This window comes from Streptomyces sp. NPDC005492 (assembly GCF_040605995.1).
In the GTDB taxonomy this organism is placed as follows: Bacteria; Actinomycetota; Actinomycetes; order Streptomycetales; family Streptomycetaceae; genus Streptomyces.
On record NZ_JBEXDX010000039.1, the window covers coordinates 48,176 to 64,148 of the forward strand.

The following is a 15,973-nucleotide window of genomic DNA, read 5'->3' on the forward strand; positions in this document are numbered from 1 at the left end:
ATGACCATCCAAGCGTCGCCCCAGCTGAACAACCTGTTGTTCGTGCTCATCGGCGAGAAACTGCTCCAGGCCGACGAGGACATGGCCTACGCCAACGGCAAGCCGTACGAGCGGCTCGGTCGGCGTGTCCGCGATCTCTCGGACCTGATCGAGCAGACCGCCGGTGGGGTGGGGCGTGCGCTGCCGCCGCAGGTCGGGAACAACTATGTGCGGGCGATGCACATGTTCCTCGACAGCGGCGGGGTCAACTACCTGAAGGACTTCGCCGACCAGCTCGACAGCATCGGACAGTCCCGCACCAAGTCCTCCATGGACATCATGGAGTCCAAGTGGCAGATCATCGCCGAGCTGATCCGGCTGCTCATCGAGCTGATGATCATCGCGGTGCTGTCCGCCTTCACCGGGGGTTCCGCCTCCAGCCAGGCCGCGGTGGCGAAGGCCCGCAGCCGGGTCGCCATTCTCACGCTGCTCGAATGGCTGATGAAGAAGACGCACCTGATGCCCAGCCTCACCGAGGCGATCGAGGAGGCGTTCACCACCTTCGCGGTACGGCTGGCCATGATGCTGGGCGCGCCCAAGGGCCGCCGTCCGAACGGGTTCGACTGGTCGCAGATCGTCCAGGACGGTGTCTTCGGCGCGTTCACCGGCCTGTTCCACGGTCTGCTGTCCGACCTCGGCAAGGGCCTGAAGAACAAGTTCAAGAACATCTTCGACACGCACAACCCGTTCAAGGACATCAGCGGCAACAGCACGAAGTTCAACAACAAGTTCGACACCCCGGACCTCCACAACAAGCCGAACCCGAAGCCGACCCCAACGCCGACGCCGAAGACCACCCCCACTCCGACGCCCACGCCCACGCCGAAGACGACGAGCCTGGGCGACAAGGTGAAGCACGAACTCGGCGAGGACTTCGAGCACTTCATTACCGAGGGCGGCGCGGAGACCCTCGGCGAAATCGCCACGGCGTCCATCTTCGGCTTCCCCATCGACCCCCTGAACACCTTCCTCGGCAGCGGCCTCAGCTCGGTGAGCGAACGTCATCTGGGCCAGGGCGCGGGCGCGTTGGGCAACAAGTTCAACTTCAACACCCCGCCGCCGGTGAACACCCTGGGCACGTCGGACATCCCGGAGGAGCACGGGTCCGGGGCGAACGACCCGTCGGATACGCCCTCTTCGGGTCCTCAATCCGTCAACACGGCTCCGAACAACGGCAGTTCCTCAACAACGCCCACCCCCAACCGCACGTCCACGAACACCAACACACCACCGACCCAGTCGACCGACCTCGACACGGACCTCACCGACACCCACGTCGACCCGGTGAAGATCGACGGGGGAGACCTCCAGAGCAACACCGGTACCGGGACTACGACGGGCAGCCCGACGCGGGGTTCCGGCACGCCCTCGGACACGACCCGTACCGGCCAGGAGGAGTCGGGACAGGGGAGCGACCAGTGGAGCGACACCCCGGACGCGGCGGCTCCGGCGCCTTCGCCGAATGTTCCGGTGTCGAGCGGGCCGGACACTACGGTCTCCGGTACCCCCACTCCGAGCGGGACGACGACGGGGAGCCCGGCGCCGGGTTCTAGCTCGCCCTCGAATGCCGGTGGGAGCCCGAACAGCACGTCGGCGCCGGTCCGTACGGTTCAGCAGCAGTCGCACAGCGCCGATTCCGGCGGCCCGCAGGACACGGAGGAATCGGCGCAGGGGAGCGAACAGTCGAACAGCACGCCGGACGCTGCGGCTCCGGCGCCTTCGCCGAACGTTCCGGTGTCGAGCGGGCCTGGTACCACGGTCTCCGGTACTCCGACTCCGAGCGGGACGACCACGGTGAACTCGGCGCCGGGTTCCGGCTCGCCTTCGAATGCCGGTGGGAGCCAGAACAGCACGCCGGCGCCGGTCCGTACGGTTCAGCAGCAGTCGCACAATTCCGAGGCTGACAGCCCGCAGGGCACGGAGGAATCGCCGCAGGGGAGTGACCAGTCGAACAGCACGCCGGAGGCAGCCGCTCCGGCGCCTGCGCCGAACGTTCCGGTGACGAGCGGCCCCGACACCACCGTCTCCGGCACCCCCACCCCGAACGGGACGACCTCGGGCAATCCGGCATCTGGCACACCGTCGACCACCAGCGGGAACCCGCGTACCACCACGACGACACACGGGCGCCCGGAGGACACGGCGTCCGACAACAGTGACACCGACACCACGGGCACGGAGCGCAACGCCACCTCCCACCCCGAGCCCGCCCGCGTGGCCACGCCGGACAGCTCCGGCAGTACGGACACCGATCTCCCGACCCCGCTCACCACCACCAGCAACAGCGCGCCTCCTACGACCAGTTCGGCACCGGACACGAACGCCGGCATCCCCACTCCTGCACCGGAACCCGTCGTACTCACCCCCTCCCTCACCCCCAACCCCACCCCAGAACCCGGCAGTTACCAGGACGCACGGGATGGGGCCGCGCCCTCGGAGCGCAGTACGACCTGGGTGGACCCGGTGTCCCGGCCGGTCGGGGTGGACGGCAGGCCTACGCAGTACGTCGTGCGGGCCGGGTTCGCCGTGCGGCGGTTCACGCATGACGGGGTGCCGGTCACCGATCTCACCGTCACCTACCGGCTCACCGGCAGCCCGCACCTCGGACCGCAGGCCGACGGAGTGCACCAGCGTCTGGCCGACGGTGTGCGGCGGGTCTTCAACACCCCGGGGCACCGGCTGCGGGACGGAAGCCTGCTGCACGTCACCGTCGTGCCCGCCGCCCCCGGCGAGACGCCCCACCTCGACGTCACCCTCACTGACCCGGCGGACGGAATCCGCACCACCCATCACTCATGGCCGACCGACATCTCCGACTCCGACCTGGCCCACGAGGTCGGCCACCAACTCGGTCTGCGGGACGAGAGCGGCCTCGACCCGGCCGCCCCGCACCGGAGCGGCACCGCCAGTCTGATGGGCGACCCCACGCGGTCCGCGCCCCCGACGGAGTCGACCGACCCGCCGTACGTCCCCGGCGGTCTGAGGCCCCATCATCTCGACCTGATCGGTGCCATCGCCGACACTCCGGCGGTCGCCCACCGGGGTGCCGGCCCGGCGGGACCCGGCGCGGACCCGCCCGCCCCGCCCACGCCCCTTCCACACACCGACCCGGCCTCCCTGGAGGGCCACACCTCTCCGCCGCCCGAGTCGGAGCACGACGGCGGACCCCGTACCTCCTACCTCGGCGGCTACGGGCGGCGGCACGACGGCCAGGTCGGTCTGGTGCACGTCGAGCCGTTCCCGGCGGACGTGGTCGAGGGCGTCCACCGGCAGGTGCTCGCCGCGCTGGGCCGCCCCGCCCCGCGCCCGGGCGACCCGGTGCACGCGCAACTGCGGGACGTGCTCTCCGCGGAGCAGATGGCGCTGAATCTGCCGTATCTGCGCAGCCGCGGCGGTCACCGGATCACCCTGCACGTCGACGGCGCCGACCGGCAGGTGGACGTACGACTGACGCTCGACCACGCAAGGCCCTCCGCACGGCAGGGCGGGCTCGACACGAGCGACCCCGACAAGCATGTGGAGCGGCGCGGGCAGGGCACCCGGGAGATCGTCTCCGCGCAGCCGTCCGGCACGTTCTCGACGCTTCCGGTGCCGTGGACGTTTTCGATGCCGATCGCGGCGGCGGGCCCGTTCCGCGGGGTGGACTTCGCGCTGGGCGCGACCCTCGTCCACAACCAGGCGGACGGCTCGACCACCGTCACCCAGGTCGTGCAGACCACGAGCGCCCAGCGCAGCAACGAGCCCTCCCGCGCCTACGACTTCACCGGCGACTGGCAGATACGCCTGGACGCACCGGACCCGGACCGGGCGGTCACACCGGCCGCCGGCACGGACGTAGACGTCGTCGAGCCAACGGACGTAGGCGACACGGCAGTTGTCACCGCCACCCCAGATCCGGCGCACGACTGGCAGCCCACTCAGCAGCACGGGCCGGTCACCGTCTGGTTCCCGCAGCATCTCGTGGACGCCGACGCCGAGCCCGGCCAGGGACTGCCCGACCCCGCCGATCTCGACGACCTGCCGGTCTACGGGGTGGACTCGGTGCTGAACCCGCGCCGGCTCTACGAGGGTGCCGCGCGGCACTTCCACGCCGATCTGGACGCCACCGCGTCGGCCCAACTCGCCGACTTCCTCGCCGAGCCGGTGCTGCGCGGCACGCTGCCGATGCAGCGGGACGGCGGGCTGTACTCGCCGGTGCTCACCGACGCGCACGGCCGGGCGGTCGGCATCATGCGGTTGGACGCAGCCGTGACCCCGACCACCCCGGTGGCCAAGAGCATCGACAAGAAGATCAATCTGGAGAGCCATCTCGTCAACTCGGTGAAGAACGACCAGAACACCGCGTTCAACAGCGGGGTGACCCTCACCGGCAGTGCCGGGCCGGTCCTCACCCACGACTGGCGGCAGGGGCACCCGGACGCCTCCGACACCGTCGGTGGCACGGTCGCCGGCCGGGGGAGCGCGTCCCTCGCGGCGCAGAACGTGTTTGGCACCAGTTCCACCGCGGGCACCATGCACGCGGTCCGCACCAACCGCAGCCATCTGCTGACCGAGGCGGACGTCACCTACACCCTCACCCTGACCCGGCCCGACGGCAGCACCGAGACCTACGCCCCGGGGACCTGGGAGCACGGGCTCGACCTGCGGGTGCTCAGCGCCGGGGACGCGCGCGGCCACGCACCGGCCGAGGACGAAGTCCGGGCGCTGCCCCACGAGTTGGCGACGCTGGAGACCATCGGCCAGTCCACCGCACCGCTCGGGGTGGACGGCGCCGACCCGCTCTTCACGGAGGCCGAGAACTGGCTGCGGGACCACGGCTTCCTGCCCCCACCCGCGGACGCCCCGCACCGGGGTCGGCTGCCCGACGAGACGCTGGTGCAGGCCCAGTTGAACAATCTGCGGCGACTGCACGAGCTGCGCTCACAGCTCGGGCTGCGGGCCGCGACCGACTCCATGGCGGACGGCGGTCACTCGCTGTTCCTGGAGGTCCCCGCGGTGACCGGGCGGCGCCGGGTGCGGCTGGAACTTGGTGCGCAACGGGACTCGGACCGGCCGGTCGAGCACCTCAGGGTGCTGCCCGACATCCAGGTCATGGGCCTGGCACAGGCGGCGGGCGGCGGCACCGGTCGGCTCGGCAACACCTACGGCCTGGGCGCCGGGTTCGGCGGCGGGGTCAACGGGCCCGTAACGCACGGCGCGTGGACCCTGACCGGCACCGGTGACTACCAGTACGTCGGCCAGGCCACGCTCGGCAACACCACCGCCACCACGATCGGCCACGACCAGTTCTTCATCGGCACCGGCCAGTCCACCGAGGAGTTCGGGGTGCCGGTCCGCCTCACCCTCGACCTGTACGAGGGCGCGGGCCAGGAGCCGCGGGTCCGGTTCGGCGAGCCGGAGCCCGTGCACCGCGCCGAGGGCGACCTGGAGGCCGGTCCGCCGGACATCGGCCCGAGGGGTGTGCCGGGCACGGTCCGGCTCGCCGTTCCGCACGAACGGACCCTGGCCGACGAGGAGCCCGCGCCCGCCGGCGAGCCGTACACCGTGCGGCAGGTCGCGCCGCTGGACACGGAACGGCTGGCCATGACGGACCCGGCGACCGGCGAGCCGCACCCGGACGTAGTCCGTGTCCCGGACGACGCCCTGATCGATGTGGTGCGCGGTTCGGCCGCCCTCCAGGACGCCTTCCGCCGGATCGTCACGGGTGTCGGGGCCGACACCAACACCGACACCAACACCGAAGCGGACACGGACACGGATGCCGACACCGCGACCGACACCGCCGACGACGCCACGACCGCCCCTCCCGGGCGGATCTCTCAACTGGTGGGCGGAGTAACCGGGTTCCTCAGCAGCTCGCTGGTCGGCAGCCCGGCCGCCGACACCACCACCGTGAGCGCCGAGGCCCGTACCACCGCGCTCTCGCCCGGTTCGCTGGTCGGGCGCGGGCACCAGATCTTCGGCGGTACCCACGTGATCGAGGGACTGACGCTGCCCGGCCTCGGCGCCGACCAGCACCTCGCGATCGAGATCCAGGCCGTCGCCCACTCGCCCGAACTGACCCACAGCGTGAACCAGTACCTGGAGACCGGCATCTCCGTCGCCGACTCGGCGCAACAGCTCAAGGGCCTGGGCAAGACACACCAGTTCGGCCTGGGCGGCTCGGCGGTCCAGAACAACCCCCCGGCTTCGACGACCCCGGACGAGCCCGCCGCCACCCCGGCACCCACGCCGTCCCGCTTCAACCCGTCCGGGCGCTACCAGCACGACCGCAAGAGCGACAAGTCCGACACCCTCACCGCCATCACCGCCACCAACCGGGTGCCCACCCAGTCGGGTCTCCAGCACCGGATCACGGCCGACGTCACCTACCTGATCACCGTACGGTCCGGCCGCCGCAACGTGCTCGCCAACTCCCTCGGGCTCGGTCCCGCCGAGACCGTCACGCTCGCCGTGGACGTACCGCGCGGGCTCCAGTTCCTGATGACGGAGAGTCAACTCCGGCGTGAGGGACGGTGGATGGGTGCCGTGACCAACCGGCCCGACGACCCGTCGACGACCGGCCTGGAGAGCCCGCCGCTGCCCAGCCGGTATGTCCGGGACGGCACCCTCGGCCTGGCCGCGGTCAACTCGGTCACCGAACTCACCGGCCTCGGAACCGGCTCCCGGACGGGCCTCACCACCGGTTCCGACACTCACTCCGACACCGGCTCCGGTACGCAGCAGATCGAGACCCGCGGTCGATTCCACGCCGAGGTACGGCAGTTGCTGGACCGGTACGCCCCCGGTGTCACCACCCCGGGCCACGCCTCCTATCTGCCCGGTGTCGCCGCGCTCGTCGCCGACAACACGGGCGTCGCCGGCAGGCGGGCGCTGATCGGGCGCGGCGGGGGACAGAACCGGTTCAGTTTCCGCCACCACCGCTTCGGCGGGGCGGCCCTGGTCGAGGTGACGTTCTCGGCCCGCCCCACGACCACCCCTGCGAGCCGGGGCGCGGTGCGGGGCACCGCGGTGCCGAGCGACAAGTCCGGTATCGAGCAATGGGGTTCACACACGGCGGCGGGCAGTTCGACCACCAACGCGACGGGCCGGCAGCACCGTCTCACCCTCAACCCGGTGGCCCGCTTCAGCCGCCCCCACACCGACGACCGCACCGACCGCACCGGCCCCTCCGTCAACCTCGTCTCCGCGTCCAGCAAGGCCGACCGGCGGGGGCGCACGGCCGAGGACCGGTTCTGGCTGCGCACCGACAGCGCCGCCGACTTCGACGGCCTGGACTACGAGTTGGTCGCCACGGTCCGCTCCACCCCGGTCGCGGACTGGCCGCCGAACGTGGTGGGCGCCATGGTGCAGCGCGGGGTCATCGCCTGGAACGACGCCGACGCCCCCACCCGCTCCTGGCTGAGCCGCACCCTCGCCGGTGAACTCGGCGGCCAGGCACGGGTACCCGCCCTCGTCAGCCTGCGCTTCACCGGCAGCGAGACGGACCCGCCCCCCGCCGAACTGCCCCCGGTCCCACCCTCGTTGTCCCGGACGGACCCCCGGCTGCCGTACAACGGACAGTCCGCGCTGCGCGACACGGAACTGTTCCACCCGACCGGCAACGCCCCGGTCTACGGCTTCGACGCCTGGGACCAGCTCTACACGGCCCTCGACCAGGTCGCCCCGGCCACCGGCAGCGGATGGCGTTCGCAGCCGGCCTCGACCTCCGACGAGCACGCCTCGGTACGGCTCGGCGAACTCATCCAGGCCGGCACGGTGTCCCTGGACACGCCCCGGCAGTTCGGCGGCATGCTGCCGGCGATGCCGGGCGCGTACCCGATGCAGGGCGCACCCGGCCAACGGCCCACCCTGACCGTGTCGTTGTACCGGCCCAGGGCGGTCACCGACGGCGGCGACGTGGCCATCGACCGGCTGCGGATCACCACCGACAGCAGCAGTACGGTCTCCGGCGGCGACACCACCACGGGACTGTCGCTGCCGTTCGTCCTGAGCGCCGACGATCCCGACCGCAACCTGCTCGGCCTGACCCCGCCGGTGCTCCAACGGCCGGTGGACGCGAGCAACTTCGGCAGCGGTGTCTCCGGCGGGCGCCGCGACTGGCTCAAGACCGGCAGCACCAGCCTGCCCGCCGAGGGCCGCGGCACCCGCAGTTACGAGGTCCGGACCGATGTGCACATCACGGTCTCCGGCCCCGAGGGCGTCCGCCATGTCACCGGCACCGCCACGGTCCGCATCGAGGAGCGCGACGCGCTCGGCCACGGCATCACCGACCCCCACCCCGTGCCCCGCGTCTACGACCTCCCGGCACTGCTCGCCTCCCAGACCGGCGCCGCCCCGAGGGACTGGGCGACGACACCGCTGCGGGACGTACCGGCAGCCCTCACCGCGGGCGTCGACCCCGACGACGACGGACACCAGTTCTGGGTGGCCACCGGCCCCGACCCGGACGGCTCCCGCCTCTCCCTCGCCCTCTACGGCGCCTCGCGGACCGCCCGCGCACAGGGGCACCCGGTGGAACTGGTCACGCGGGGCCCGGAGGGGCTGCGGGTCTGGTCGTTCGACCCGGACGGCACGCTCACCTCGCCCCCGGACCCGGACGGCAGCACCGGCGATCCGACCCTGGACCAGGCCTGGGCGGACTTCGAGACCACCGCCGCCGAGTTCGACCGCGCCGAGGCCGACCACACCGGGGCACTCATCGACGAACACGGGCTGCGGGACCTACGGCCCGACGCCCAGGACGCCCTGGACCGGGCGGCGATCGCCCTGACGGACGCGGCAGCCGAGGCCGAACGCACCGACACGGCCGCCACCACCGCCGAGACCGAGGCGGACCAGGCCGACGAAAACCTCCGCGCCCTCACCGACCGCGTCAACACCCTGATCGCCGACATCTCGGAGTCCCGCCGCACGCTCGGCCCGCTCACCGACGCGATCTCCGAAGGCGAGCGCCGGGAGATAGACCTCAGCGCCCGCACCAAGGAGTCCCGCCGCCACCTCGCGGAACTCACCACCCGCGCGGCCGCCTCCGGCATCACGACGGGTGTTCCTGCGCCGGGCCCGGTCGGCGCGAACATCGCCACGGCGGACGGGATCACCACGCCGGGTACGACTGGCGGGAACGATGCCACGGTCGACGAGGGCGTCACGCCGGGTACGACCGGCACGACGGGTGTTCCTGCGCCGGGCCCGGTCGGCGCGGACAGTGCTACGGCGGACGGGATCACTACGCCGGGTACGACTGGCGGGAACGATGCCGCGGTCGACGAGGGCGTCAGGCCGGGTACGACCGGCACGACGGGTGTTCCTGCGCCGGGCCCGGTCGGCATGAACAGCGCCACGGTGGACGAGACCGCCACGCCGGGCCCGACCACGTCGGACAGCGCGGAAATCACGAACACCACGACCAACTCGGCCGCGACCCCCGCCCCCACCGTCGACCCCGGTCTCACCCGCCAGATCGAGGAGGCCACCGCCGAGATCGACAAGCTGGACGCCGACCTGGCCGGGGTGCGGGAGAACCTGGCGCAGAACCGTACGACACTCCAGGACACCCGGACCGGCCTGGCCCGCGACGAGGCCGCCCTGAGCGAGGCGCGCGCGCAGCTCCCGGGCGTCCGGGCCACGGCCGACACCCGGCGTTCGGAGGCCGAGACGGCTCGCGGGCACGCCGAGGACGCGGCCCTGGCCCACGACGACGCACACGAGACCCACGAGCGGGCGGAGCGACGACTCGGCGACATCGACGCCGCGCTCGACAACGCCCTCGGCCGGCGCGACGACGCCGCGGCCCGCCGCGCGGCGGCGGAGACCGCACTGCCCGGCCGGGCCGGCCCGGTACTGGCAGCCGCCCCCTCGGCGCTGCCCACGTCCCGCACCACACTGGCATCCATCGCCCCGCGCTGGCCCGGTTCGGGTCGCCCTCGCACGGCGGGCCCCTCCACCGGCAACGACCCGTCGACGAGCGACGACGACTCCACCACCGGGGACGAGCGGTCGGACGGCGACGACCACTCGGACGCGGACACCGAACTGACCACCCCGGAGGTGTTGCCCGCCACCCCGGTGAAGGACACCTCATCGCCCGGCGACGAGGACACGGCGGGCGGCGACGACGCGGGCAAGGCCGGGAAGGTCGGCGGTAGTTCGGGTGTGGACGGCGGGAGTACGTCCGGGGGTCCGGGCGGCGAGACCACGGACCAGGACCACGCCGACACCTCCGACAATCTCGTCACCACGCCGGTGAAGGACGCCTCGCCGCCGAGCGACAAGGACACGGCGGGCGGCGACGACGCGGGCAAGTCCGGGAAGGTCGGCGGTAGTTCGGGTGTGGACGGCGGGAGTACGTCCGGGGGTCCGGGCGGCGAGACCACGGACCAGGACCACGCCGACACCTCCGACAACCTCGTCACCACGCCGGTGAAGGACGCCTCGCCGCCGAGCGACAAGGACACGGCGGGCGGCGACGACGCGGGCAAGTCCGGGAAGGTCGGCGGCAGTTCGGGTGTGGACGGCGGGAGTACGTCCGGGGATCCGGGCGGCGAGACCACGGACCAGGACCACGCCGACACCTCCGACAAGCACGTCACTACTCAAACCCAGGACCAGTCACCGGCAGACAAAGACGCCCCCACTCAAAACGAGGCCGGCGACAAGGCCAAGGGCAAGGGCCGTGCCCAGGACGATTCCGCCACCGAAACCGCGAGCACAGCACCACAGCCCGTGCACTTCCAGGTCCGAGCCCCACGCGGCAGTACCGTCCTGACCCGCGGCGACGGCCAGTGTCTGCTCTACACCTTCATCGGCACCGACCCGGAACGCGTGCGGGACCGGATCCCCGGACTGCGTACCGAGGACCCCGCACTCTATGACTGGCTGGGCCGCCCGACTCAAGTGCGCACCGCCCTGGCCCAGTTCGCCGCGCGCCACCCCAACTCCCGGCCGACCAGGACCGATGCCCATCTGACGGACACCGCCGAACGGCTGCGCGCCCTCGCGGAGGACCGGCTCCTCACCGCGGGCAGCGGCCGCCCCCTGCCGCACGACGCCGTGGGCCAGGTACGGCAGACCCTCGCGCCGTGGTTCGAGCGGCGGACCGCGACCATGGACCGGCCCGCGCTCCTGGAGACCCTTCAGGAGTACGGCATCACCGGCGTGACAGAACCGGCCGACCTGGACGACCTCGACACGCGCTACAGCGACGCGCTGACCGAGGACGACGTGACCGGCCCGCACGACCCCGGCGTCCGCGCCATGTTCGCCCATCTCCGGGACACCGACCGCCTGCCCGCACTGAACGACCTGTCCGACGCCCAGCTCCGCCGCGTGCTCGGGAACGGCTATACCGGCAGCACCGCCCAGTTCACCGACGCGGAACTGGCCCACGCGCTCGACGCCGTCCAGAACTGGTCCCGGTCGTGGGAGAGCAACCAGGGCGAACTGTTCCTCCCGCTGCTGGCGGACACCCTGGACGTGGCCGTGGAGGTACTGCGGCCGAACCCGACGACCGGCCTCGGCACCGTGACCCGCGTCGGCTCGCCCACCGCAGCCCGGGCCCTTGAGGTCCATTACACGGGCCTCAACCACTACAGCGCCACCGACGCCGGCCCCCTCACCGCCCCGGCGACGATCACGCCGTCGAGTGCGCCCCGGGGTCCGGTGGACGCCCCCAGCCTCCAGCCCTCGGGCCGGTTCCGTCCCGCACCGACCCGCGATCCCGTCGACGACAGTCCCGCGCCCCGCGTCAACGACCCTGCGTCGAAGGGGAGTTGGTACGGGCTGCGTCCCCATGCCCGTCCCGCCGTCCACGCCACGGAGCGCTTCGACCCGCACGCCGATCAGTCCAAGCCGCCCGGCCCGGGCCTCCTCAGCGGCGCGACAACCATCATCCGCACCCACATCCGCCGTATCCAGGCCCCCAACGGCCAGTGGATCCGCGACTACACCCTCAACCTCCCGGTCACCGCCACCGACCCGGCCCTGACCCAGCAGCTCAAGGACCGCCTCACCCGCTTGCTGGACACGCACATCAACTCCGGCCTGGCGCTGCCTACTTCAGGCGACCAGCTCCACATCACCCTCAACCTGATCGAGGACCCCGCCCACCCCGAGGCAATCACCCTCACCCGCACAACCGATCCCGCCCGCGCCGACCAACTCCACCTGGACGCGGGCCACTCCGACGCCGACCTCCTCCACGAGGTTCTGCACTACCTCGGCCTGCCCGACGAACAGCGCGACAACGACTTCCTGCTGCGCAACCACCCCCACAGCACCACGGTCCGCACCACCGGCCTGATGGCGACCACCAACACGCCCGTCCACATCCCGCACCGCTACCTCGCGGCCATCGAGAACGTCACCGCCGCGGGCCCCCAACTCCACGACCACACAAGCCAAGACACCACCACCCCCGCCCTCGACCCCGACACCACCCCCATCCCCGCCCAGGACACCCCCACCTGGCCCACCTCCAACGCACCCACCGCACCACCCCCCGCACCCACCCAACTCCCGTCCAGCTACGTGAACTCCTACGGCGCACTCCCGGACGGCACGGTCGGGCTGGTGTACGCGGAGCCGTTCTCCGACGAGGTGATGGACGGGCTGCGCGGTCAGGTCTACGAGGCGCTCGGGTTGGACGCCGACAACCCGCCCGAGTCGGTGCGCGAGCAGGTGCGGGGTGCGCTGAGCCGTGAGAACCTCGCGCTCCACCTGCCGTATCTGCGCTCCAACGGCGGTCACCGCATCACCGTGAGCGTCGGCGGCCGCGATCACACCGTCGACGTACAGTTGACGCTTTCCGAGGCGCGGGCCTCGCTGCGGCAGGGCCGTTTCGACCCGCGTGACCCGGACAAGCATGTCGAGCGGCGCGGGTTCGGGACCCGGGAGAACTTCTCCAGTCAGTCGTCCGGGACCTATCGCACGTTCCAGGTGCCGTGGACCGGCTCCTGGCCGATCGCGGCGCCGACCGCCGTGCGGGCGGTGGACGGATCGCTGACCGCGGCCGTCACCCACAACCAGGCGAGCGACGCCACCACCGTCACCCAGGCCGTCCAGACCACCTCGGCCCAGCGCTCCAACGAGCCCTCGGATCCAGTGGAGTTCACGACGCAGTGGCGGGTGCGCGTCGACGCCCCCGCCGTCACCACCGCGCCTGCGCCGGACGGGTGGGGCACGGCGGAGTCGCACGGACCCACCACCATCTGGTTCCCGCGTCACCTCACCACCGCCGACCCGGCGCCCAACACCCTTCCCGCACCGGCCCGTCCGGCCGATCTCCCGCTCTACGGCGTCGACTCGGTGATCGACCCCAGGGCCCTGTATGAACACGTCCACCGGACGTTTCACGCCGACCTCGACACGGCCGCCGCCGGGCAGGTCTCGGACTTCCTCTCCGAGCAGGTGCTGCGCGGCACCCTGCCCATGCAGATCGACGGCGGGATCTACTCGCCGGTCCTCACCGATGCCTCCGGCACCGCGGTCGGCATGCTGCACCTGGTCACCGTGCCCACGGTCGGCACCCCGCAGCGGCAGAGCACCCCGGGAAAGATCAACCTCGAAAGCCACCTGGTCAACACGGCGAAGGTCGACCTCTCCTCGAAGTACACCAGCGGCATCGGGATCAGCGGCAGCGGTGCCGCCGCCCTCACCGGCGACCACGGGCAGGGGCATCCGGACGCCTCCGGCACCATCGGCGGCAGCCTCGGACTGCGCGGGCAGACGCAGGCGACCGTCACCAACACGTACAGCGCCAGCAGTTCCGCCGGCACGATGCACGCCATCCGCACCAACCAGAGCCATCTGCTCACACCCTCCGGCGTCACCTACCAGGTCACCCTGATCCGCCCGGACGGCACCGAGACGGCGGCGCCCCCGCTGGCCCTCACCCACGGCATGGACCTACGGGTCCTGAGCCGGGCGGACGCCCTCGGCCACCAGCCCTCCGCCGCCGAACTGCGGGAACTCCCGGACTCGTTGGAGCGGCTGGACGCCATCGGGCTGAGCACGGCCCCGCTCGACGTCACCGGTACGGACGGAATGTTCGCGGAGGCCGAGACATGGCTGCGCCGTGAGGGCTTCCTGCCCCCGGCCGCCCCGGGCCCCGGGATCGGCGCGCGTCTGAAGCGGGCGGCGCTGAGCATCGAGCCCGAGCACCAGATCCGGCTGCACGCCCAGCTCAACAATCTGCGCCGGCTGCGCGAGGCCCGCTCCCGCACCGGGCTGCGCGCCGCCACCGACGCCATGGTGGACGGCGGGCACGCCCTGCACTTCGAGGTGCCGAACAGCACCGACACCGGCGTCCGCCGGGTCCGGCTGCTCCTCACCGCCGTCCGTGACACCGCGACCGCCGGCACCCACCGCCGGGTCCTGCCGGGCATCCAGGTCATGGGCCTGGCCCAGATGGCGGGCAGCGACTCCGAGCAGCGCGGTGAGTCGTACGGCGGCGCGCTCGGACCGATGGGCAGCGTCAGCGGCCCGCTGGGCGGTTGGGGGTCCATCGGCTTCGGCGCCGACTACCAGTACGGCCACCAGGTCACCCACGGCGACACCGTGGGCGGCGCCACCGGGCACGACCAGTTCTTCATCGCCACCGGCCAGGACAGCCACGACTTCGAGGTGCCGGTGCGGCTGGCCCTCGACCTGTACGCGGGCGACGGCGACGAGCCCAGCGAGCGGTTCGGGCGGAACGTCAACCAGGCCGCCGCCCCGGCGCCCCCTGTGGTCGTCGGTGCGCCAACTGCCGCCCCCGCTCCGCCCGTTGTCATTCCGCCGACGGTCACCGGTTCGCTGCGGCTGGCGGTGCCGGCCGGCCGTACCCACGCGCCCCCGGCGACCCCCGCACCCCCCGCCGCACGTGCCGACGGAGCGCCGCGCCTGCCCAACCCGACCGACCGGGCCCGGCTCGACGCGACCGACGCCCACGGCGTCCCGCGCCCGGAGCTGGTGCGGGTACCGGACGACGCCCTGATCGACACCGTGCGCGGCGCCTCGGCCATCGAGTCGGCGTTCCAGCGGGCGGCCGCGCAGATCCGCCGCGAGGCACAGCCGACGCCGGCCGCCACCGGCACGGGACCAGTCCTCCCGGTCACCGCCCCCGGTACGGCACCCACCCCGACAACGGCAGCCGCCCGCGACGGCATCTCCCCGCTCGCCGGGCGCGGGCTGACGGACAGCAGGACGCGCGCCGCCGAGACCCGGCACGCCGCGATCACCCCGGGCAGCCTCGTCGCCAACGGGCACCAGATCTTCAAGAACTCCTACGTCGTGGAGGGCCTGAGCCTGCCGGGGACCCTCGCGGACGGCCAGTACTCCCTGGAGATCCAGGCCGTCGCCCACCGGCCCCGACTGCTGGACACCACCGGGCAGTACCTGGAGACGGGCGTCTCCGCCACCGACAGCGCCCAGCAGCTCAAGTCCCTCGGAAAGTCGCACCAGTTCGGCGGCAGCGGGGTGCTCACGCAGAACCCGCCCAGCCGGCCCGCGGGCCCGGCGAACGCGGCCGGGCAGGGCAACACCGGTCCCGAGTCGGACGGTTCGGTCTCCACCAGCCAGAGCGCCGGCAAGCCGTACAAGGGCCTGTTCAACCCGTCCGCACGGCTCGGCCAGGTGTCCCGCACCGACACCGCCGACACGCTCGCCGCCAGCACGGGCGTCAACCGCACCCCGACCGAGAGCGGCACCCTGCACCGGGTGGTCGCCGACGTCACCTATCTGGTCACCGTCCGGGCCGGCTCCCGCACCCTGCTCAACGGGGTCGGTGAACCCGGCACGGTCGACCCCGTCACCTTCGCGGTCGACGTCCCGGACGGCCTCCAGTTCCTCATGACACAAGGCCAACTCACCCGCGACGCACGGTGGATGGGCTCGGTGACCGGGCTGACGCCGACGCCCGCCCCGGCCACCGCACCGCTGCCGGCGTCGTACACCC

Annotated in this window: 1 protein-coding gene (only partly in view); it reads left to right on the forward strand. The window is 72.4% G+C overall.

Annotated features, from left to right (window positions below):
• A protein-coding gene (locus ABZT04_RS35675; RefSeq protein WP_356061821.1) for a hypothetical protein crosses the window boundary here: on the forward strand, positions 1-15,973 show its 5' portion. The gene runs 11,828 nt beyond the window's last position; the window shows 15,973 of its 27,801 coding nt (coding positions 1-15,973); it begins with the start codon at positions 1-3; its stop codon lies beyond the right edge, outside the window.